We start from the raw sequence: 21,530 nt of genomic DNA on the forward strand, positions 1-21,530 counted from the left end.
TTTAATATTTTAACGTCAATATCATGCTCCCGCCACGATAGTTTTGGGCATATTCCCGCACAGCAGCATGCCATAGGGGATGATATCACGTTTATAACACTGCAAATTTACCACACGCGATTGTTATTTGCAAATTTATTGCGATAAATTTATCATACAATCGCTTTTTTGCTTAAATTTGCGCCCGACAACATCAATAAGCGAGAGATGGCAACAAGCTACCTGCAAATAGAAAATTTGACCAAAAGCTACGGAGACCGTCTGCTTTTCGACAATGTGACGTTTGGCGTGTATGAAGGCGACAAGATCGGAATCATCGCCAAGAACGGCACGGGGAAATCGACACTCCTTAATATAATAGCGGGCAAAGAGAGTCCCGATTCGGGAAACGTGGTTTTCAGAAACGATCTGCGCGTGGGCATCCTCGACCAGACCCCTACCCTTGCTCCGGGCAACAACGTGATCCAGGCCTGCCTGCAAGGCGACAACGCCATGTGCCATGCGATAGCCAGATATGAGGAAGCGTTATCGTCAGGCGATGAAGAATCGCTTAACGAAGCCATACATCTGATGGACAGCGCAGGCGGCTGGGAGTATGAGGATCGGGTGAAGCAGCTCCTGACCCAGCTAGGCATAACCGACCTTACGGCTTCTACCGACCACTTATCCGGCGGACAGGCGAAGCGCGTGGCCTTGGCGAGAGTCATACTGGGCAACCCCGAGCTGATAATCCTTGACGAGCCGACCAACCATCTCGACATACAGGTAATCGAATGGCTCGAAGATTACTTGAAACGCAGCCGTGTCACGCTTCTGATGGTGACCCACGACCGCTACTTCCTCGACCGCGTGACCAACAAGATAATCGAGATAGACAACCGGCAGATATTCACCTACGACGGCAACTACGACTACTACCTGCGGCGCAGGCAGGAGCGCATAGAGGCCCTTGCCGCCGAGATGTCGAAGGTGAAGAACACGCTGCGCCGCGAGACCGAATGGATGCGCCGTCAGCCGCAGGCACGAGCCGGCAAAGCGCAATACCGCATCGATGCCTACCACGAACTGAACGCACGCAGGCAGGAGCTTGCCGCCGCAGGCTCGGCCGACGGGACTGTAGACCTCAATGTGAAGTCAAGCTACATCGGGTCGAAGATATTCGAGGCAAAGCATGTCAGCAAGGCTTTCGGCGAGAAGGTGGTGCTCGACGACTTCAGCTACACTTTCGCACGCTATGAACGCGTCGGCATCATCGGTCCTAACGGCGTGGGCAAGTCCACTTTCATAAAGATGCTCCAGGGCATCGTGGCCGCCGACAGCGGCAGCTGGGATGTCGGCGAGACCGTGCGCTTCGGCTACTACAGCCAGGAGGGCATACGCTTCGACGAAGGCAAGCGCGTGATCGACGCCATCACCGACATGGCCGAGGACGTGGTGGTCAACGACGGCGAGCACTACTCCCCGATGCAGTTTCTCAACCGCTTCCTCTTCTCGCCCGCCGACCAGCAGAAGTACATCAGCACCCTGAGCGGCGGCGAGCGTGCGCGCCTCCACCTGGCGGCGGTGCTGATGCGTTCGCCCAACTTCCTTATCCTCGACGAGCCTACCAACGACCTCGACATAGTGACCCTCGGACTGCTCGAAGAATACCTTGCCGGATTCAAGGGATGCCTTATGGTGGTGAGCCACGACCGCTTCTTCCTCGACAGCATCGTCGACCATCTTTTCGTGCTCGAAGGCGAGGGAAAGGTGCGCGACTTCCCCGGCTCATACTCCGACTATCGCGAATGGCGCCGCGAACAGGAGAAGATCGAACGCGAGAAAACGGAAGCCCGCAGCGCCGCACCCGCAGCTTCCGGCGCAAAGCCACGCCGCGAGCGCGACGCCAACAAGATGACATTCAAGGAGCACCGTGAATTCGAGGAGCTTACTGCGGAGATCGACAGCCTCACACAGGAGAAACAGGCGCTCGACTCCCTGTTCGCGAGCGGCAACACCGTTGATGACATCGCCGCGAAGGCGGCGCGCTATCAGAAGATAAAGGAGCTGCTCGACGAGAAAGAGATGCGCTGGCTCGAACTGTCCGAGAAATCGTGAGCCTTCCTCCCCGAGCCTACGCCCCTGTTTTTAAACATGCGCTGAACCGCACGGACTCCGGATGCGTTACCATGTAGAGCGATTTTGTCTCACATGTAATTTATAACCCCTTAATTTTAACAGATTATGAGTTTCGTGTGGTATATATTGATAGGAATTCTGGCCGGATTCGTCGCAGGTAAGCTGATGCGCGGCGGAGGCTTCGGCCTGGTGGTCAACCTCATAGTAGGCATAATAGGCGGAGTGCTCGGCGGATGGCTGTTCGGCCTCGTCGGCATCACCTCCGCCGGGATAATCGGCAACCTGATCACGTCGGTAGTAGGTGCCGTGGTGCTCCTCTGGATTGTGGGCATCCTGAGCCGCGCCACCAACCGGTGACCCCGGTCGCGCTCTATAAAACCCATTAAACGAGCAACGGCCATCCGGACTTTTCTTTCCGGATGGCCGTTGTCGTTATAATTATCAAGGAAACGCACGGAGCACATATGGTGCACCGAGAGTCAGCCTAAGCGTGCATCGTGCCATTCATTCCGCGTGTGGGGCGCTATTTTTTCAGGACGGCGAACTTGATTTTCTCCCCGATGCGGTAGGCGTAGCGGAGCGATTCGAAGAATAGGTTGGAGCTTACGCCGTTCTTGCGGTAGGCGCGCATGTGGTCGCGGATGATGCGCTTGTGGCTCTCCAGACCCGACGATGAAGCGCCGCCGGTGCGCATCGTCACGAAATCCTTCGGGATATAGCGCGTGAATATGCGGTTCACGTAGATCAGGCGCAACAGCTGCTCGAAGTCGGCGGCCACCTTGAAGTCGAGGTCGAAGAGACCGAAGCGCGTGTAGACCGTCCTGCGGCAGTAGAACGACGGATGCGCGGGCATGAACCCGAGGCGCATCTTCCACCTCCGGAATGGCGCCGACGAGTAGTTGCGCACCGGGCGCGTCAGGTCGGAGGGGTCCACATAGTGTATGTCGCCATACACGGCATCGTACTCTCGGATGTTGCGGTCGACGGTCGACAGCACATCGGACGAAGTGTAGAAATCGTCGGAGTTGAGCAGCCCCACCACGTCGCCCGTGGCCATCAGTATGCCCTTGTTCATGGCGTCGTAGATGCCACGGTCGCGCTCCGAGATCCAGCGCAGCCGACCGCCGTAGCGCGGCTCCATCTCCTTCACGATAGCGAGCGTATCGTCCTTCGAGCCGCCGTCAATAATCAAGTGCTCGTAGTCGTCGTAGTCCTGCGCCAACACGCTCTCCATGGTGTCACGCAGAGTCGCACCACTGTTGTAAGTGGCGGTGACGATAGAAATTTTCATACGTCAGATTGATATTTTGCTGTGAAAAAGCCGTTCTCCAATAGTGAGCTATAACGCACTCCCTTTCTCCAAAGATTCTAAATGCCTTATGAAATCTGCCCTTTGGAATATACCGATATTTTTCTTGACAATTCGGGAGGACAAATTCCACCATTTTAATCTCAATAATACATCTATAGTTCCAGAATCAAACCGATAGCGAATTATTTTCGCAGGTATCCCCCCCACTATAGCATAGGGGGGTACATCCTTAGTAACGACCGCTCCTGCTCCCACAACAGCCCCGTCACCAATTGTTATTCCTCCCATAATAATGGCCCGTGTCCCAATCCACACATCATTACCTATTTTTGTTGGGACGTACTCATGAAAATCTACATTCTTCGTTGTCCATCGATGGCCTGTGGCATTATTCGTGGAGATGAATATTGGTGAAGAAGAAATATACGTCAATGGATGTGTTGCCAAGCCCAAACACACTTCTCCGGCAATAGAACAAAATTTACCGACTGTAGAATAAACCACTCTTGAGTTTGGACCGATATATGTGTAGTCTCCGATACTGGAATGATCGAGTTTCACATGCCGATATATTTTGGCTTTTCTTGACACAACGGACTTTTCGACTCGACTTAATTTTGAGATAGCGGGGTTGAAAAAATTGCTTAAGTAGTCCAACCCAAAACTTACAATCCGTGTAATATTAGGCATTGTAAAGATATTTATCGTAAGTATTTCTTCAAGATATCGAGTTGATATTCTGGAGTCCAACGGGTATCTATTTCGCGGTAGCATGCGCGGCGCACGGCCTCGCGATCCGGGTGAGTGGCAAACCATTTGCTTATTCCGTCAGCAAGCGCGGCCACATCCCCGCGATGGAAGAAAGCGCCCGTTTTTCCCGGACGTATGGCCTCGAATTCTGGCATTTGCCATGGGAAATCATCATGTGTAAGTACTGGAGTACCGAACACCATTGTATGCATTGCCGTGAGGCCGACATTACCGGGAGCCACGCATAGGTCTGCGTTGTAGATGAGCGACGCATTACGGTTATCATCATAGCATGCACCGTAGAACCATACTTTGTCATCGAGGTCGAGACTCTTCGTCTGAGACTCAAGCTCTGCATGCGCTTCACCCGTGCCAATGAACACGAGATTGTAATGCTCTCCTCTACGGGCGAGCATGTCGAGCGCATCGAGGAGTTGATCAAGACGCTTCACATGGGTTAATCTTCCGATAAAGAGTAGTATAGGATAATCGTTGCCAAACCGGCTTTGGTATATATCAGAAGGTGTAAGTGCACCTCGCAACTTCGACTGAGCGGCATGATTGAGAGAATTGTGGATCGGCGTTATCTTGTCGCCGTCGAATCCCTGGGCGATGGCTTGCTGCCGTGCATATTCGCCGTAGGTAAACACATGGTCGGCCAATCCAAAGAACAAGCGTTTGAGCCATTTCTTGGCGAAATTTTCCCGGCCATACCATCCATGAGACCAAAGATATACCCTTTTGCGCGGATAAAATAAGCGATGCTGTATGAGATTCCACCAAGTGGAGAGCACCATCGGCTCGCCGAGCATGAGGTAGCAATCGTAGCGGCTGTCACGCATCAGTTTGCCGATTCCATTCTGCCACTCCATAGGGCCTATTAGACGGCGATTATCGACATACGTAGTACGTTTCAAGGCGTCAGAAGGCATTCCTTTAATATCGGTAATGTTGCGTCCGAAATACCAGTCACATTCCCAGTTCGAATCAATAAGCCGGAATACTGGTTCTCGATAAAGCTGTGCGAAGTTATAAATGATACAGAGTTTTCCCATTATTTATGAGAATTACAGGCTTTCAATCTTATATTGCTGTGAGCGTCCTGCCGCAGGTGATGGACAGAGTGATAGTTTCTTGTATGTGCCGTCAGCGATGAGCCTGGAGTTCAGCCTCAAACTTCGGGATATCCTCCGAGAGTATGCGGCGGTCATGCTTGATGAAGTTGCGAAGTATATCGATCTCACCCACCGAACGCTTGGCTACGCTCTCGTTGAGGATGGTCTCAAACTCGGGGTATCGGCTTATGGGCTTCATGTCAAGGTTTTCCACCTCCTTGGTGAGGATATAGAGGCTCGTTAGGATTGCATTGACAATATGGGCTACAATTACGACTTCTTCTTCGCGATATTTCTTTAAACTGTGGATTGAGTCGTTGCCCATGAAGCGGATGGCATGGAGATGCTCGCGATCCTTGGCCGTTATGATATGTGCCTTGGCGAGGTGGTTAATCATAGTCTCCAAATTCTTTCCCGCTACTTCGGCATCTCGGCAGATGGCCTCAATGATAGCACGGAATCCTACGGCGGCGAGCTGTAGGCGTCCGTTGTTGAGGCAAGCCATGGTCTCCTTATATAGTCCGCGTACAATCGGTGGCAAGTCCCAGGTGTGGCCTATTGGTGCGACTTTGTGTCTTTGGCGCGGATAGGTCGTGACTCTCGGATTAGGCTGAATGTTACCGTCGCCGAAATATTCGAAGTCTGACTCATCAATGTCCTCCTTATGGAACTGTAATCCGTTACACCCCATGCATTTAACCACGGAATATGTGCTTTCCCACCAATAATCTTCGTCATCCGACCGCTCCGTAGCCGAGAACAATACTATATGGTTTGTATTCCGTTCACATTGCGGGCAATAACATCTGATTTGATGTGGCTTTTCCATAATATAGTAATGTCATACAATTTATCCATGGGTGTATTTAATATTCTGCCATAATTTTGGCGCCAATAAATGCAACGTTATTGAACACATGGCAAGACAAGCAGTAAAAACTCCCCAATGTTTACGCTTGAAATGGAAATATTCAGGAGGATTAGTATAGGCTAATGGAGTGAATAAGGCCTTATAACGTTCATGTAATGATAATTCTGGACGCATCCATTTGGGAGGGAGTGGATTTTTTTCGCAATATCCAATCACTACGGGTGCAACATATACCTTTATATCGAGCCGGGCTGCACAAAGTCCATAGTCTATATCTCCAAGAGAATGAGAATAAGCGTTATCAAGATTTCCAATCTTACTGAATGCATATCTTGATACAAGAACACAATTGCCATTAAAAGTATTACATCGTTGCAACTCTCCGTTAGGTAATATTAGTTTACAGTTCAATCGTCCACCATAAGTAATATTATTATTCTTATTTGCAGTCGAGCCAACGATAATCGAATCAGGCTCACTTTCCAAAGCTGAAATCATTACAGATATTGCATTCAACAAAAGATTTGTATCGTCGTTTAGCCAAAGATAGGCGTCATAATCTTTTGTATTAGCGGCAGTTTTCCAAGCCAACCTCATTCCACGATTCCAAAAAAGATTGCCATCCCCTTGGATGATATTAACCAAAGGAAACAACTCAGACACAGCCTCTGGTGTGCCATCAGTACAACCGTCATCTGTCAGATACACATCCGTTTCCCATCCATCAATTGGAAGCTGGTCATGGACTCTCTTCAAGCATTCTATAGTCTTTGCCTTACGGTCATGCACCGTAAGTAATATCGCTAATGTTCCCATTACGTTTTGAGATAAGATATTTATAATTCATTCCATTTGCATATGACCACATGAAAAAAATCATCAAGAAAAGGAGAAAAACACCTTGAATACCAGGCTCAACCATCAATTGAAGAATCATCACGGAAGTGAGTATTGCCAAATAAGAGCGGTCAAATAAAGAAACACACTTATTACTCACTACCTTGATTACGGAAGCAAGCATTTTCCATGTGATATATATGAGTAATATAAATGGAATCCATCCGGATTGAATGGCACAGTCCAACCATGTGTTATGTGCATATGTCGTTCCCCCCATAAATCGTAATGCGTCATCACCAAACGGGCGAATTGGAATTTGTGATACTGCGGCTAGCCACCTCACATCTCGGTTACCGACAGTTGTCATTCCATAGGCCGAGTTTGTTTCTCTTGATTCAAAACCAGATAATACATCGGACACCCATGTCGAACTTTCCATCGCGATACTAAAGATTATTATCAGAGTGAGAGTAGTCATAGTGAGGGCGATGGCTCTTTTTGCAGATATGCCTCCGACTAACATGCCTACAATGCATGCAGCCGCAACCAACACTATTGCTGTGCGGTTCACCAAATGAAAAGCTGAGAATAAAGCAAAGCCACCAAGAATTATGAGATACACCTTAACAGATTTGTCAAAATGGCTTCTTGTCTGGCAGAAAAGCATACCTATTCCACCTATAGCCAATGCTAACATCATATTATGGTTTGTCGCACTTGTAACCCCCTGTATATCTTTAAGGTTTTCACTTAAAGCTCGCCTCATATTGACCAATTCACCAGAAACCACGGTATCCTCAATATTCACCGTTATAGACCAACTCGCGATACAAGTCACCACCATTATCAGTACAATTAACATGCTATTGGGATTTTTGAACTTTTCCAACAGATAATTAGGAATCATATAGAAAAGCACCGGATAAGTCATATAAAAAACTGCATTCGATGGTGTAGGTGGATTTGTATGGGCATATAATGGAATTGTGTATAATATGCCAAAAAGCAACGATACGATTATTGGTGCATTAAGTCGTATTGATGAATTAAATAATATAATAGGGAACAAAAGAACTAAAATATACATGCTGTATCCCATGAATATTGAAGGTATTGTCCCTATCCCCAAAATAACAAGAAACAACCAGTTTTTTTTGAAGTCTGAAAATATTGTCGGATATCTATGCTTTTGCATTTGTCAGATTCTGATAAATTGCAATTATTTTATTTATTATATCATTACAATTATGTCTTTTAAGAGCTGCATTTCGTCCACTCAAAGACAACATCTTACGTAATTCAAAATTATTTTTGATTTCAATCAGTTTTGATGTAAGGATATGAGGTTCATTTGTAGGGACGAGTATGCCAGTTTCTCCCGAGGTTATCAAAGAAGATACACCACCGACATTCGTGGCAATGACTGGGACACCCAATAGTTGCGCCTCACACACAGAATTGGGGCTGTTGTCAATATAAGACGGGTGAACATATACATCGGTAGTATCTAATATTTCAATAATTTCCTGAGGGTTCTTTACTCCCTCGAATACCACGTTGGAGGAAATTTGCATGCCAAGAGTATGTTTCACCAAATTAACGTACGCGGAATTAGCTTTTACCCCAATAATTCGCCACTCGAACTTGATATCGAACTCATTCAATATTTTTGCTGTTTTCACAATCAAGTCAAGACCTTTGTATATTGTCTCGCTTATAGTGGATGCTATTTTTAATACCTCAATTTTATCCCTTGGATTTATCGGTAATGTAGAGTAAAAATCGGGACGTAGTATTTCATTTACATTATAGTACTGGCATTGTGGTGCATATAGCTCCGTAACGGCCTTGTCCCAATCGGTACGCCCAGTACAGCATTTCAATACTTTATATAATTGCTTTTCGCGTTTACAGCGTCTGAGAGTTTCATTATAGTAATACTTGAAACCATTATTAAATATATTCTCTCTCCACCATACTCCATGTTTTCTAAGAGTTTCTGAACTGAAACCGAATGGTAGGTATGAAATCGCAACCGGATTTATAATTCCTTGCAGATGCACGACAGACGGAATATCGATATTCTCAATAATCTCACTCAAAGGACATTCAAGACCGAAAACATGGATTAAATCCGGATGAAAGTCTGCCAATACCGATTCTACCTGATCTTTCACTCTATCATATACTGATCTCTTCGGAGGAAAGTAGAATCGCTTTAACCGTGCACAAATCCCGACATGCTCAACTATTGGATAATAGTGTACACCATCGACGATACGTCGGTTATCCGAAATCCGATTTGTCATGAACATGATAGCCAACTCAATATCGGGACGTTTCAAGATCTCAATCTGTTGAGCCGCTACCCATCCTACTCCATTATAGGAGCTGTTAGTAGAGTCTGAGGTGTGATTATAGAATGTATTGGACGTAGATACCCAAAGTACTCTCATTTCTTCAAAACTTTTTTTAAAAGTTCAATCTGATAAGTCGAATTGAAATACTCGTTAATTACCGCATAACATTCCTCTCGTGTAACATTTCTATTCTCAAGTGACGAATGATTACTCAGCCATCCAGCTACCACCTCTATCATAGAGTGCATATCATCTTTTTTAAATAACGCCCCGGTTTTGCCGGGGATTATCGCCTCATATTCAGGCATTTGAGTTTCAAAATCATCGTGTGATATTACGGGAACTCCGTACTGCATCGTATGCAGAGCAGTAAGACCGACATTACCTGGAGACACGCACAAGTCGCTATTATACAACAGGGTATTAAGTTCTGTACCTTCATAGCATTCGCCAAAGAACCAAATAGTGTCGGTCAATTCGTATTTTGCGGCTTTCTTTTTCAGCGATTCCATTTCACATCCATCTCCTATGATAAGCATATTGTACTGTAACCCTTGACATCTATGGGCATACATCATATCCAAGAGTCGACCGAGTTTCTTTTGAGGAGTCAATCTTCCGATAAAAACAATTGTCGGATTACCATTTCCAAAATGCTTCTTCAAGATATCACTTTTCAAAGCAATATTAGATGCACCATCAATATGGTCTACAAGAGAATTATATATGACATGTATTTTCTCCCCGGGAATACCGAATTCCATCAATCTTTTACGTCCTCCATTTCCATAAGTAAAATATCCAGTCAACCATCTATAAATGTATTTCTCAAACTTCCAGGCCTTGCGTTTGTTTGATTTTTCGCCATGTCCCCATGCATATACTCGTTTTCCAATAAGTTTACAAAGAAATAGAAATGGAAGATAAGTCCAACAAAAATCTCCTGTCACGATAAATGTATCATTACTAGAAAATGCTAATCGTAGAAGCTTTCTTCGCCAAAGGTATCGACCGAAAACCATGAGGTTATCAAACTCTTTAGGGCATCTCTTAAAGATTGAAAAATCAAGTTTCTTGATACCACTGTTTGTAGTCCCTTCTACTTCACGACCAAAGTAAAATTGGCAATCAAATGTATCATCTATTCTCTTGTATATACTTTGACGATACAAGGGAGGATAATTAAAGAAGCAGCAAAGTTTCATTAGATGAGTTAGTATGTTTTTTTAATCTGTATTTGCCGCCAAGTAATAGGATAATATTAATTGTAGTGAGTACCAAAAATGATAACACGTTCATCCATGCTCCACCCCAAAAAGCCCATTTACCAACAACCATTGGCATCGTCAACACAATAATAACGCTTCCAATTATAGAAGTATATAAATACAATTTTGGTTTATTTGTAGCGATAGAGAACTGATTACTTAAATAATATATTGTACTCGTTATTGTAGATAGTGCCAGAACCTGAGCATATGGAGTCGCATCTGTATATCTATTTGCGGTTAAAATGGAAATTATATATGGGGCAAGAAATATAAAAATCAACACGATTACACTCACCATGCATATCTCAATAATTATTATTGAAATGTATTTTTTCCAATTTCTCTTAATTACAGTTTCATAAAGGTCGGGTTGGAATGTATTACCTATTGCAGTTCCAAATACAGACAAATAACTTCCAATGGAATAACCAACAATATATACACCATACTCATTAATTTCACCAACTTTTTCCAAATATGTAGTAGAAAAACCATTAGTAAAATAGCCTAACATTGCACTTAATGCCAATGGAAAACAGAATCTTATTATTTGTCTGAAATAGATTGGGTTAGTGGGGACCTTTAAGAGATGACGATGTTTCCATAGCATTATAAAAAAAACTATTACATTACATAACATTGGCCCTAAAAGTTTTCCTACTGCTCCCAATTTCAGAATAACAACGAGCGTAACTGAAAGAAAGATATTCAATACTCCATTAGCCACCGATAGCAAAAAAAATTTATTTGCCTCTCTCTTCATTCGATACTGTGCTAATTGTAAATTCATCAAACCACAAAGAGGAAGTGAAAATACCATTAACGCAAGATAAGGGTGTATAGGTAATTGAAATCCGTTATTTATGACTTTCAAATATATTAATATGCCGATGAAACATATTATTGAGATAATTCCGGAAAACCAAATAGTTGCTCTTGCTATTATAGCAAATAATTCTAATCGTTTAGATGTCTCTACTCGATAATATTCTTTAATATAATAATGAATCAGATAGAATATAATAATTGGTTGGATAAGTGATGTGTATGAACTATAGTAGCCGCTTATAGCATAATCTTCCGGGCTCATATTTTTGGCAATCCATGGATTAGAAAGCAGGCTTAATGCCATGGGAATTAAGGAAGCACCAAAATATGTTGTCAAATTCCTTATGTATGTATTCAGTCTAGACATTTAAATCAATCTTATCTATTTTATGTTTTGAATAAGAAAGATTTGTTTACCTCGTTTAGTTTTAATAATATTGTCGATATAATGTATCTTGGGCTTTATATTATTGGATTCAAAGAAATTAATTAACTCCGTTTCAGATTCGTCAGAATAAGTGAGACCTTTAACGACACGTACTATTATTTCTCCTACTTTATCTTGTTGTAACTGCCATGCAGACATATCATTAAAAACTTTAAGATGTCCCCCAAATATTAATCCAACAAGAAACCTTTTTTTGCCCGCATTGTCAAATATATACTCTACAGAGCGGCCCATAAGTTGGTTAATTAAGACTCCATCTCTCGATTCTCCTCCATACTCTGCTAAATCCCCGGTTCTATATCGTATAAAGGGCAATGCCTTATTGCTAAAACCGGTTACTACAATTTCTCCTACTTCTCCAATTTTTGCATGTGTACCATCTTCTTTTATTATTTCAACAACACCATACAATGGGTTGCAGATGTATTGATCGCTATGAGGATAGCGTATAGCAAATACGGAACTTTCAGAATGTCCATATTGTCCCCACACGGGACATTTAAAAACAGCTTCAATAGTGTCTATTTGATATTTTAAAATGTTTTCACTGGTAAGATATATCCCTTTGGGGATAAAGTTTAATTGTTCGCTGTAATGTTGAATATATTGTGCCAATTCATATATGCCCGATGGATATCCTCGAATAACGTCAGGTTGTGTATAATTTAGGTGTTGTAAATAATAGTAGAAAGTTTTATCGTTTAAATGAAGTGTCGAATAATGAAATTTGCCATATGGGAAATTCTCGCCTTTGTCAATCCAATATTCGTTATGGTTAATTCGAGGCTCATCAACTCTAGATCCATCAACGGCTGCAATCCTTATTTTATATGTCCCTGCCATTTTAACATAGAGATCAGCTTGACAAAACAGTTCTCTATTTAATTCAAATTTTGATCTACCTCCAATGGGGAATCTAAGGGGAACTCCTGTTGATCCTCCAGTATTTAACCAATACTTCCAATTGTCTCTAACATAATTGGCAATCATTGATGGATTATTTTGCAAATCGCATTTTGATATTATAGGTAAAGACTGAAGAATATTAAAACAATTCTTATAAGTTATACATTGATTCGCGAGTAATTGGCGGTAGAATGGAACATTTTTTTGTGCATCTCGCAACAAGGAACAGAGAGATTTTTGCCTCTCTGAGGAGATTTTTGATGTAGGTAAGTCAAGATAATGCTCTATCTGTAACTGTGTTTTAATTCTCCGAGCTTTGTCAATGATCCACATGATTTTATTGTATGAGATTTTATAATTAGTCGCGGGAAAAGAGGTCACGGGTATAGACGCGGGAAGCCACGTCGGCGAGGTCAGGGGAAGTGCGGTTGGCGAGGATGGCGTGGGAGAGGCGCTTGAACTCGGCGAGGTCGTTGACCACGCGAGAGCCGAAGAAGGTGGTGCCGTCGGGGAGGGTCGGCTCGTAGATGATGACCGTCGCACCCTTGGCCTTGATGCGCTTCATCACGCCCTGGATGGACGACTGGCGGAAGTTGTCGGAGTTCGACTTCATCGTGAGGCGGTACACGCCTATGACACACTCCTGCTCGGGCGCGTGGCTGTAGGAGGTCTGCGACGAATAGTCGTACCACCCGGCCATGCGCAGCACGCGGTCGGCGATGAAGTCCTTGCGCGTGCGGTTGCTCTCCACGATGGCCGACATCATGCACTGCGGCACGTCGGCATAGTTGGCCAGGAGCTGTTTGGTGTCCTTGGGCAGGCAGTAGCCGCCGTAGCCGAACGAGGGGTTGTTGTAGTGCGTGCCGATGCGCGGGTCGAGCCCGATACCCTCGATGATGGCCTGCGAGTCAAGGCCCTTGACCTCTGCGTAGGTGTCGAGTTCGTTGAAGTAGCTCACGCGCAGGGCGAGGTAGGTGTTGGCGAAGAGCTTGACGGCCTCGGCCTCCTTCATGCCCATGTAGAGCGTCGGGATGTCCTGCTTGATCGCACCCTGCCGGAGGAGGGCAGCGAATGTGTGGGCGGCGCGGTCGAGGCGGTCGATGTCGGCCACGCGGAGTATGGCGGAGTTCTCCCCGTCGAAGCGCGGGTCGTCGATGATCTTGGGTATGCCGGCGATGATGCGCGAGGGGTAGAGGTTGTCGTAGAGCGCCTTGCTCTCGCGCAGGAACTCGGGGAAGAAGAGCAGGTTGAAGCGCTCCACGCCGCGTGCGGCGTACTTGAGGTAGAGCGAGCGGCAGTAGCCCACGGGGATTGTCGACTTGATGACCATGACCGCGCCGGGGTTGACCGACAGGACGAGGTCGATGACCTCCTCGACGTGGGAGGTGTCGAAGTAGTTCCTGACGGGGTCGTAGTTTGTCGGGGCCGCGATGACCACGAAGTCGGCATCGCGGTATGCCGCCGCACCGTCGAGCGTGGCGGTAAGGTCGAGCTGCTTCTCGGCGAGGTATTTCTCGATATAGTCGTCCTGTATGGGCGACTTGCGGTTGTTGATCAGGTCGACCTTCTCGGGGATCACGTCGACGGCGGTGACATGGTTGTGCTGCGCCAGCAGCGTGGCTATGCTAAGCCCTACGTAGCCCGTTCCGGCCACGGCTATGTTGTATCTTTCTTTTTCCATAAGTCATATATGGGTGATGGTTGTATGTCGGGGATGGATGCGGACACACCGGGGGGTATGACCCTACTGCGGGGAGAGGGTGCCGAATAGGTAGTCGAAGCCGTAGCGGAAGCCGGTGCGGGAGAGGGCGGCCTCCATGCGGGAGCGCAGGGGGATGGATTCGGCGCGGTCGTCGATGCCGATGATAAGGCCGGGGCGGATGTTGGAGGCCACGATGCCGGAGATGGCGGCGATGTCGCAGGAGGGGGAGCCGTCGGAAGCGGCGCCGGCAGCATCATGAGCGGCGGCCTCGCGCGACGGGACGCATATGGCGAGGTAGTCGACGGTGCGGAGGAGGGAGAAGTCGGGGGTGGCTACGATAAGCCCGCGCTTGACGAGGGCGAGCAGCTCGGAGTCGGATATGTCGCGGACGAAGTTTATGCCACGGCGGAGCATATCGACCTTGAAATCGCGCAGGTCGAGGCATATGACCTTGAACCCGGCGCGGGCGTAGCTGACGGCCATGCGCAAGCCGTGCTGCGAGAGCCCGAATATGCCGATCACGGCTTTTTTCTCGGCGATGCGCCGCTGTAGTTCGAGTCCGGGAGCCATGTGTGGGTGTGCGGTCAGATGAATTGTATGAACTCGGGCTGCACCTCTACGGCGGAGGAGATGAGTCCGGGAATTTCGACGATGAGCCGGCGTGTGCGCATTCCGCGCACGGACAGGAGGTGTCCCTCGAAGCCGTCGAGCTGTCCGCCGATGATGCGGACGCGCCGGCCGCGCATTGCGTCGGTGAGTTCGCCGGGCATGAAGTAGCGCGGGGCGTCGGTGGAGGCGACGGCACGGATGAAACGCTGCATGTCGGCCTCGCGCACGGTGGCCGGTTCGTCGGCGGTCTTGCCGAGGCAGTAGCGGTACTGAAGGTTGGGGCAGCGGGCCACGAACGGGTCGAGACGCCGCTTTGACTCGTGGACGAAGAGCAGGTCCTGTATGACGGGGACGAGACGTCTCTGTCGGCGTCCACGTATGGTGATGAGTAGTTCGGTCAAGGGGGTGAACACCTCCAGACCTTCTCCGCGAAGGGTGTCATGCGCCATGACGTTGGCGTTGCGGCGACTGAGGTCGCGCATGGCAAACCATTGTTTTTCGGAAGGATCGAGAGGCATGTTTCGTGGGGTGCGGATAATTTTTCAAGTCCTGCCTGACTTCAAACGGTTTTGAAAGTCAAGCAGTTGCAGTCTCGGTACAAAAAGAAAGGATGCCGGAGTGCCTTGACTGACGGGCCTCGGCGGGTTACCTTTTCTGTCACGTGTGTGCGATTGGTTTTAATCCGTACTGTGCGCATGTTTCTTGGGAAGAAACTGATACGACACCGCAAAGGTAGCGATTATAGTTGAAATAGCCATGTTTTGCCTTTGGATTTTTGCTTTCAGGCGCGGATATGTTTGACGAAAATGCATGTCGGAGTTGCGCAATGGTTATTTCCATCGCAACTTTCATGCTGAAAACCAGGGACATATCGTGTCGTATCAGTTTCTTCCCAAGAGAGTTATCATTTTTAAAACACACGTGGGCCGCAAGCGTGGCCGCCCTACCCTTTTTTCATCAATGTCATTATCTTGCGGTTGGCCGCATCAACCGCCGACGAATCAATCGTGCTCAAGTAGATGAGCGTTGTCGTCTCCGAGTCGTGCCCCATGGCCTTGCTTATGGTAGAGACGGGGACATCGTTGTGGTGGGCGATGCTCGCCCATGCGTGGCGGGCGACATAGAGCGTGAGCCGGGTTTTCAGCCCGAGCATCTCGCCTATCTTTTTCAGATTGCGGTTGATGCGGAAATAGGCGTTTCGGCATTGCGCCTCCTCGCTCCCGGAGTCGTCGGTGATTATCGGCAGGAGGTAGGGAGAGCCGCATGCGCCCAGACGCTTTATGGTGGTAGCCGTCTCCGGTTCGATGCGCACCTGTATGGGGCGGTTAGTCTTTCGGCGCCGGTAGGTGATCACTCCGTCGGCAAGGTCGGATTTCTTTAGGTGGGCGATGTCGATGAACGACATGCCCCTGGTGTAGAACGCGAACATGAACACGTCGCGCGCGAACTCGAGGTGGGGCGAGCCGCCAAGCTCCATGTCGCGGATGATGCAGATGGTCTTGAGGCTTACGGCCCTCTTGACGGTCTTGTCGATGCCGGTGTAGACGTGCTTGAAAGGATTGCCCGGGACAGCGCAGTCGCGCTCGAGGGCGCGGTTTACGATGGAGCGGAGGTTGCGCATATAGAAGGATGTGGAGTTGCGGCACAATCCGCGGCGTCGCAGATACTCCTCGTAGCCGGCGGTGAGGGTGGAGTCGAAGTCGCCCCATGCCACCTCCCTGTTGCCGGTGAAGCGCAGGAAACTGTTAAGAGACGTCTCGTAGCGTCGGGCCATGTTTTTCTTGCCCACTTTCCTCAGGTCGTCGACGAGCTTGCGCGTGAACGACACGACACCGGCGCCAGGCGACCGAAAACGCTCCACAACGTCGCCGGCACTGTAGGCGACACCTGCGTCATCGAGGCGGTCGATGACGTAGCGCAGCCTCGCCAGATCGGAATGCAGGGATTCTCTCGCGGCATTCAGAGATGCGGCCCTCTCGGAATCGCACCCGGCGGGTATGACGATGGCCGACCGGGAGGAGTCCCACTCCTTATTATTAATGTGTATGTCCGCGCATATCTGCCTCGTCTGCCTGCGGTGGTGTATCCGGTAGAACACTGTGCCATCCTTGCCTGCGACGGAGGATTGGCGTAATTTCACTTTGATCGATGCCATAATAGTCTGTTGTTGGATTCAGCAGGCGAAATAACCTTTTTTGTGCGCAAGCGGGGATTTATGGGAAATATTATTAACTTTGCCGACAAATTCAATCTGAAATGAAAAGACTTTTAGTCGCACTTACAGTGCTCGTCGCTATATTAAGCGCTCCGCGTCAGGCCACGGCAGAGTTACGCTATGGACCTATGCTCGGCATCAACATGTCGACACTCAAGTTCAAACAGTCGCTTTTCGAGGTCAACAAAGTATGCGGCATGTCGGCGGGTGTCGCCACCGAGGTTATATTTCCGGGCATCGGTTTCGGAATAAGTTCCGGCATCTACTATGAGATGCGTGGCGCGAAGCTCCATCTCGGCGACAAGGAAGTGTGGCGCGAGTTCGGCACAGTACGCAGCTACCTGCATTATCTGGAAATCCCCATCCACCTCCGTTTCAAATGGACCAGGATGGCAGGTCTTGAGGACTATGTCGCGCCATTCGTGTTCGGCGGTCCCTCTTTCAGCCTCCTTTTCGGGCACAGCCATATAAAGGCGCTTGAATACGCCAACGGCGAAATGGGGCTTACTGTCGGCGGAGGCCTGGAAATCAAACGCAACTGGCAGGTGTCATACTCCTTTACCTGGGGCATGGTATATGCCGAACAGACCAAGCTGCTCGATCATTTCAGCGCCAAGAACCGTACGATGGACATACGCGTCACCTACCTGTTCTGATTATCGCCGCAGCAGGTGGAAAAGTCCGGCAGTTCGGGCAGGAACGCATAGGAATGCGTGGCATAGTCTATGCGGCAACAGTAATGAGACAAGCCGTTGGAAACGGTAAGATACCTCGCCCGGAGCACCATATTGTATCTCACGATCTGATCAAACACTTTCTGGGTCACCGCCACCCCCGGAGCCTTATACTCCACTATCATCATCGGTTTTCCGCTACGGTCGAATACGACAGTGTCGCATCTACGTCTCGTCCCGTTCAAAGTGAGGCCTATCTCATTTGCGATAAGGGCAGCCGGGAATCCCTTGGCACTCATCATATAGCCGACGAAATGCTGACGCACCCATTCCTCGGGGGTCAATGCCACATGCTTGCCACGCAACGGATCAAATATCTCCACAACGTCCCCGTTCCTGCGAAGCCGTGAAACGTCGAGCGGCGGAAGATTGAGCGGAGTTATGCTATGGCATGGAGAAGTATTCATATGAGCAAGGTGATGATTGCAGTATAGGAAACTTTTTGTAAATTTACAAAAATTTCCGGGCATCCGGGCATTAAACCGATTTAAAAATTCTCAGGCTTATATAAGCTATGGCAGCAACCAAGACCGTCACGTATGCCGAGCTGATGGCTATGCTCGGCACTCATAAATACGCTCCCGCCTACTTGCTTCATGGCGAGGAGGGATTTTTTATTGACCGGCTTGTGGAGGAATTCGAGAAAATAGTGCCGGAAAGCGACCGAGACTTCAATCTCTACACTCTCTACGGGCCGGAGACCGACATAGACACTGTGATCGATGCCTGCCGCCGCTATCCAATGATGTCCGACCGACAGGTCGTTATCCTTAAAGAGGCACAGTCCATGCCGGCGGCGCAGCTCGACAGGCTTGCAGGCTACCTCTCCACTCCTACCTCGACCACCACACTTGTGGTGTGCGGACGCGGAGCAAAAGTCAAGTCGAAGGATCTGCCGGCAAAGATTTCTTCCGCAGGCGGGGTCGTGTTCGAGGCAATCAAGCTCCGCGACAGGGCGCTTATCGATGCCATACGCCACGTGATTACCGGCAAGGGGCTGCACGTGGAAGAGAAGGGGCTCTCCATGTTGGCCGACTATGTAGGCGCTGACCTTTCGAGGCTTTATAATGAGATTGAGAAACTTACGGTGGCTCTTCCGCGCGGTGCCATGGTGACACCGGAAGTAATAGAGAGCCATATCGGCATGAGCAAGGACTTCAACAATTTCGAACTGCTCAATGCCATATCGTTACGCGACGGAAAGACCGCATTCCGCATAATCGACCATTTCCGTCGTAATCCCAAGGACAACCCATTTCCTCCGACTTTGGGCATGATGTGGACATTTTTCTCAAACCTTTTGATTATCCATTACACCCGAGACAAAAGTGAGCCTTCGCTATGCGCAGCATTAGGGCGCAAGGGCAACTGGCTGTCGAAAGACTATAAAAACGGCATGAGGCAGTACAACGCCCGCCAGGTGGTAGAAATCCTGCGTGCGCTGCGCCGCACCGATGCCTCGACAAAAGGAGTCGGATCCCGTCAGGACCCATACGATCTAATGCACGACCTGACTTTCCGAATCCTCACCGCACGGGGTGTGATCAATTGACAATATAGTTGACTACATATATCATAATATGGCAGATACAGCACAAGAATTCAGCATGGCAGGTGCCATGTGCCGTGACATATTCGAGAAAAAGCTTATCGACTACGGCTCATCGTGGCGGTTGATGCGTCCGGAATCGTTGACCGATCAAATATATATAAAGGCGGCACGCATACGCTCACTCGAGACAAAAGGAGAGCATCGGGTGGAAGAAGGAGTCATCCCGGAGTGGATAGGAATAGTAAACTATGGAGTAATCGCATTGATCCAGCTTGAGAAAGGATGGGCCGACACTGCCGACCTTTCCGTAGATGAAGCCCTTGCACTATATGACCGACACCTCAAGAGCGCATTTTCTCTGATGCTCGACAAGAACCATGACTACGATGAAGCATGGCGCAAGATGCGCGTTTCATCCTTTACCGACATAATTCTCCAGAAATTATGGCGCACCAAACAGATTGAGGACAACAAAGGGGCCACGCTCATAAGCGAGGGCCTTGATGCGAACTATAAGGATATGATTAATTATGCAGCCTTCGCACTCATCAAGCTCGCAGTCAAAAAATGATACCGCGAAACGTCATATCATGACGAATAAAACATTCCCGGTATGGCTATGCCGAGTAGTGGTAGGTGTCACATTCGTCATATCCGGATTGGCCAAGACTATAGACCTTTGGGGATTCATCTATAAGATTGAACAATATCTTGCCGTATGGCAGATACCTGTCCCGCATGGAGTGGTATTCACCGTCGCCACCACGTTGGCGGCATCGGAGTTCCTGCTTGGCTTCCTGTTGCTCACGGGAAGCTACAAACGCACGTGCTCATGGCTCATAGGACTGATGATGGCCGGGATGCTCCCTCTCACGTTATATATCGCCATAGCCAATCCGGTGGCCGATTGCGGCTGCTTCGGCGATATGTGGGTCATATCCAATACGGCCACATTCATCAAGAATGTCGTGCTGACAATTCTCATCATATACCTTATTGTCAACAACTCAAAGGTAAGTGGATTATTCACCACCTACAGCCAGTGGCTCGTTGCCGTTATCGCCATAATATATATCCTCGTCATCGCGATATTCGGCTACAACATACAGCCGCTGGTCGATTTCCGGTCCTACCCCACCGGTACCCCTCTCGGGCTATACGCACAAGGTGGCATGAGTGATGACGATCCAACATATGTATTTGTATATGAGAAAGATGGTGTGGCACGGGAATTCTCTGAGGATTCGATTCCCGATGACTCATGGACATTTGTGGATCGAATAGAGGCAACACCGGGAGCTGAACCCGACCAGAACCGGTATGACGGCATGATAACCGTCTACGACACTGACGGTAACGAGGCGACCGCCGAAGCCATCGGCTCCACAGGCGAGGAAGTACTGCTGTTGATTCCCGATATGGCAAATACCGATATCTCCTCGACCTACCTTATCAATGAGATAAATCGCCATGTAAATTCCAGAGGCGGACGAATGGCCGCCATCATAGCTTCAGACAACGAAGGCATAGATATGTGGCGCGACCTTTCCATGGCTTCGTATCCGATATTCACGAGTGAGGACACTTCTATAAAGGAGATAGCACGAGGGAATATCGCTGTTGTGTATCTGCGTGACGGAGTGATACAGTGGAAACGCACGCTCAACTCCATTGATTCGGAAATATTCGACAAACCTGAACCTGATACACTTCCGTCGCTCGGTTTTTCAGGCAAGACCATAATGTGGACACTCTCGCTATTCTTTCTTGGACTCGAGCTTTTCCTCTGGATTCTTGACCGCAGCGGTCGTGCTGTAAAATTGCATTTTTCACGCATGAATCAAAAAAAATAAGTAAATTTGCACATCTGAAAGGCCACGCACCTTTCACACATAGAAA

General features: G+C 48.1%; 21 protein-coding genes. 6 read left to right on the plus strand and 15 right to left on the minus strand.

The features are described 5' to 3' along the window. Positions 1–207: 207 nt before the first annotated feature. Together QZ303_RS01490 and QZ303_RS01495 are read left to right on the plus strand one after the other, a co-directional pair. The gene (locus tag QZ303_RS01490; protein ID WP_295728094.1) at positions 208–2,097 is read left to right on the plus strand and encodes an ABC-F family ATP-binding cassette domain-containing protein; all 1,890 of its coding nucleotides are present in this window, start codon (positions 208–210) and stop codon (positions 2,095–2,097) included. A 126-nt stretch (positions 2,098–2,223) separates the two neighbouring features. Next, positions 2,224–2,475, plus strand: a complete 252-nt coding sequence (locus QZ303_RS01495; RefSeq protein WP_295728097.1) for a GlsB/YeaQ/YmgE family stress response membrane protein — start codon at positions 2,224–2,226, stop codon at positions 2,473–2,475. A 166-nt stretch (positions 2,476–2,641) separates the two neighbouring features. Here QZ303_RS01495 and QZ303_RS01500 read toward each other — a convergent pair whose 3' ends face one another. From QZ303_RS01500 to QZ303_RS01565, 14 genes are all read right to left on the minus strand, one after another. Continuing rightward, positions 2,642–3,409, minus strand: a complete 768-nt coding sequence (locus QZ303_RS01500; RefSeq protein WP_295728100.1) for a glycosyltransferase family 2 protein — start codon at positions 3,407–3,409, stop codon at positions 2,642–2,644. A gap of 48 nt (positions 3,410–3,457) precedes the next feature. Further along, positions 3,458–3,991, minus strand: a complete 534-nt coding sequence (locus tag QZ303_RS01505) for a CatB-related O-acetyltransferase (protein WP_295728103.1) — start codon at positions 3,989–3,991, stop codon at positions 3,458–3,460. Positions 3,992–4,131: 140 nt separating this feature from the next. Continuing rightward, complete coding sequence (locus QZ303_RS01510) at positions 4,132–5,235, minus strand: glycosyltransferase family 4 protein (RefSeq protein WP_295728106.1); 1,104 nt, start codon at positions 5,233–5,235, stop codon at positions 4,132–4,134. A 91-nt stretch (positions 5,236–5,326) separates the two neighbouring features. Next, on the minus strand, positions 5,327–5,986 hold the full coding sequence (locus tag QZ303_RS01515) for a DUF4145 domain-containing protein (protein ID WP_295728108.1): 660 nt from the start codon (positions 5,984–5,986) through the stop codon (positions 5,327–5,329). A 159-nt stretch (positions 5,987–6,145) separates the two neighbouring features. Then, a complete protein-coding gene (locus QZ303_RS01520) occupies positions 6,146–6,982 on the minus strand; it encodes a glycosyltransferase family 2 protein (RefSeq protein WP_295728110.1) in 837 nt (278 codons plus the stop codon). Further along, the gene (locus tag QZ303_RS01525; RefSeq protein ID WP_295728113.1) at positions 6,948–8,201 is read right to left on the minus strand and encodes a hypothetical protein; all 1,254 of its coding nucleotides are present in this window, start codon (positions 8,199–8,201) and stop codon (positions 6,948–6,950) included. The genes QZ303_RS01520 and QZ303_RS01525 overlap by 35 nt, the downstream gene beginning before the upstream one ends. Beyond that, entirely contained in the window at positions 8,188–9,183 is a 996-nt protein-coding gene (locus QZ303_RS01530) for a glycosyltransferase family 4 protein (RefSeq protein WP_295728115.1), read from the minus strand. Before QZ303_RS01530 ends, QZ303_RS01525 begins: the two co-directional genes overlap by 14 nt. 275 nt (positions 9,184–9,458) lie before the next feature. Continuing rightward, the gene (locus tag QZ303_RS01535; protein WP_295728117.1) at positions 9,459–10,571 is read right to left on the minus strand and encodes a glycosyltransferase; all 1,113 of its coding nucleotides are present in this window, start codon (positions 10,569–10,571) and stop codon (positions 9,459–9,461) included. After that, complete coding sequence (locus QZ303_RS01540) at positions 10,549–11,769, minus strand: lipopolysaccharide biosynthesis protein (RefSeq protein ID WP_295728120.1); 1,221 nt, start codon at positions 11,767–11,769, stop codon at positions 10,549–10,551. The genes QZ303_RS01535 and QZ303_RS01540 overlap by 23 nt, the downstream gene beginning before the upstream one ends. A 78-nt stretch (positions 11,770–11,847) precedes the next feature. After that, positions 11,848–13,152, minus strand: coding sequence for a hypothetical protein (locus tag QZ303_RS01545; protein ID WP_295728124.1), 1,305 nt, complete (start codon positions 13,150–13,152; stop codon positions 11,848–11,850). Positions 13,153–13,177: 25 nt separating this feature from the next. Continuing rightward, positions 13,178–14,500: a UDP binding domain-containing protein gene (locus tag QZ303_RS01550; RefSeq protein ID WP_295728126.1), complete on the minus strand. Its 1,323-nt coding sequence runs from the start codon at positions 14,498–14,500 to the stop codon at positions 13,178–13,180. A 63-nt stretch (positions 14,501–14,563) separates the two neighbouring features. Further along, on the minus strand, positions 14,564–15,091 hold the full coding sequence (locus tag QZ303_RS01555; protein WP_295728129.1) for a hypothetical protein: 528 nt from the start codon (positions 15,089–15,091) through the stop codon (positions 14,564–14,566). A 14-nt stretch (positions 15,092–15,105) separates the two neighbouring features. Next, positions 15,106–15,648, minus strand: a complete 543-nt coding sequence (locus QZ303_RS01560; protein ID WP_300300893.1) for a UpxY family transcription antiterminator — start codon at positions 15,646–15,648, stop codon at positions 15,106–15,108. A 425-nt stretch (positions 15,649–16,073) separates the two neighbouring features. Then, complete coding sequence (locus QZ303_RS01565; protein WP_295728134.1) at positions 16,074–17,285, minus strand: site-specific integrase; 1,212 nt, start codon at positions 17,283–17,285, stop codon at positions 16,074–16,076. 101 nt (positions 17,286–17,386) lie between these two features. Between QZ303_RS01565 and QZ303_RS01570 the strand changes: the two genes are divergently transcribed. Then, on the plus strand, positions 17,387–18,001 hold the full coding sequence (locus QZ303_RS01570; RefSeq protein ID WP_295728138.1) for a porin family protein: 615 nt from the start codon (positions 17,387–17,389) through the stop codon (positions 17,999–18,001). On the opposite strand, the gene QZ303_RS01575 is transcribed toward QZ303_RS01570, so the two are convergent. Beyond that, positions 17,989–18,462, minus strand: a complete 474-nt coding sequence (locus tag QZ303_RS01575; protein ID WP_295728193.1) for a type I restriction enzyme HsdR N-terminal domain-containing protein — start codon at positions 18,460–18,462, stop codon at positions 17,989–17,991. The two genes, QZ303_RS01570 and QZ303_RS01575, sit on opposite strands and share 13 nt — an antisense overlap. Before the next feature lie 131 nt (positions 18,463–18,593). On the opposite strand from QZ303_RS01575, the gene holA reads away from it, so the two are divergent. The 3 genes from holA to QZ303_RS01590 are packed head-to-tail and all read left to right on the plus strand — an operon-like array spanning position 18,594 to position 21,484. Then, complete coding sequence (holA, locus tag QZ303_RS01580; protein WP_295728142.1) at positions 18,594–19,631, plus strand: DNA polymerase III subunit delta; 1,038 nt, start codon at positions 18,594–18,596, stop codon at positions 19,629–19,631. 28 nt (positions 19,632–19,659) lie between these two features. Next, a complete protein-coding gene (locus QZ303_RS01585) occupies positions 19,660–20,202 on the plus strand; it encodes a DUF1599 domain-containing protein (RefSeq protein ID WP_295728145.1) in 543 nt (180 codons plus the stop codon). 19 nt (positions 20,203–20,221) lie between these two features. After that, positions 20,222–21,484: a BT_3928 family protein gene (locus QZ303_RS01590; protein WP_295728148.1), complete on the plus strand. Its 1,263-nt coding sequence runs from the start codon at positions 20,222–20,224 to the stop codon at positions 21,482–21,484. Positions 21,485–21,530 lie beyond the last annotated feature (46 nt).

Origin of the sequence: uncultured Muribaculum sp., from assembly GCF_910583865.1 — a bacterium.
In the GTDB taxonomy this organism is placed as follows: Bacteria; Bacteroidota; Bacteroidia; order Bacteroidales; family Muribaculaceae; genus Muribaculum.

Coding starts and splice junctions, on each gene's coding strand:
- QZ303_RS01490 (WP_295728094.1), top strand. CDS start 208: ATGGCAACAAGCTACCTGCAAATAGAAAATTTGACCAAAAGCTACGGA.
- QZ303_RS01590 (WP_295728148.1), top strand. CDS start 20,222: ATGACGAATAAAACATTCCCGGTATGGCTATGCCGAGTAGTGGTAGGT.
- QZ303_RS01585 (WP_295728145.1), top strand. CDS start 19,660: ATGGCAGATACAGCACAAGAATTCAGCATGGCAGGTGCCATGTGCCGT.
- QZ303_RS01535 (WP_295728117.1), bottom strand. CDS start 10,571: ATGAAACTTTGCTGCTTCTTTAATTATCCTCCCTTGTATCGTCAAAGT.
- QZ303_RS01515 (WP_295728108.1), bottom strand. CDS start 5,986: ATGGGGTGTAACGGATTACAGTTCCATAAGGAGGACATTGATGAGTCA.
- QZ303_RS01550 (WP_295728126.1), bottom strand. CDS start 14,500: ATGGAAAAAGAAAGATACAACATAGCCGTGGCCGGAACGGGCTACGTA.
- QZ303_RS01555 (WP_295728129.1), bottom strand. CDS start 15,091: ATGGCTCCCGGACTCGAACTACAGCGGCGCATCGCCGAGAAAAAAGCC.
- holA (WP_295728142.1), top strand. CDS start 18,594: ATGGCAGCAACCAAGACCGTCACGTATGCCGAGCTGATGGCTATGCTC.
- QZ303_RS01520 (WP_295728110.1), bottom strand. CDS start 6,982: ATGGGAACATTAGCGATATTACTTACGGTGCATGACCGTAAGGCAAAG.
- QZ303_RS01565 (WP_295728134.1), bottom strand. CDS start 17,285: ATGGCATCGATCAAAGTGAAATTACGCCAATCCTCCGTCGCAGGCAAG.
- QZ303_RS01570 (WP_295728138.1), top strand. CDS start 17,387: ATGAAAAGACTTTTAGTCGCACTTACAGTGCTCGTCGCTATATTAAGC.
- QZ303_RS01525 (WP_295728113.1), bottom strand. CDS start 8,201: ATGCAAAAGCATAGATATCCGACAATATTTTCAGACTTCAAAAAAAAC.
- QZ303_RS01500 (WP_295728100.1), bottom strand. CDS start 3,409: ATGAAAATTTCTATCGTCACCGCCACTTACAACAGTGGTGCGACTCTG.
- QZ303_RS01540 (WP_295728120.1), bottom strand. CDS start 11,769: ATGGCATTAAGCCTGCTTTCTAATCCATGGATTGCCAAAAATATGAGC.
- QZ303_RS01510 (WP_295728106.1), bottom strand. CDS start 5,235: ATGGGAAAACTCTGTATCATTTATAACTTCGCACAGCTTTATCGAGAA.
- QZ303_RS01545 (WP_295728124.1), bottom strand. CDS start 13,152: ATGTGGATCATTGACAAAGCTCGGAGAATTAAAACACAGTTACAGATA.
- QZ303_RS01560 (WP_300300893.1), bottom strand. CDS start 15,648: ATGCCTCTCGATCCTTCCGAAAAACAATGGTTTGCCATGCGCGACCTC.
- QZ303_RS01495 (WP_295728097.1), top strand. CDS start 2,224: ATGAGTTTCGTGTGGTATATATTGATAGGAATTCTGGCCGGATTCGTC.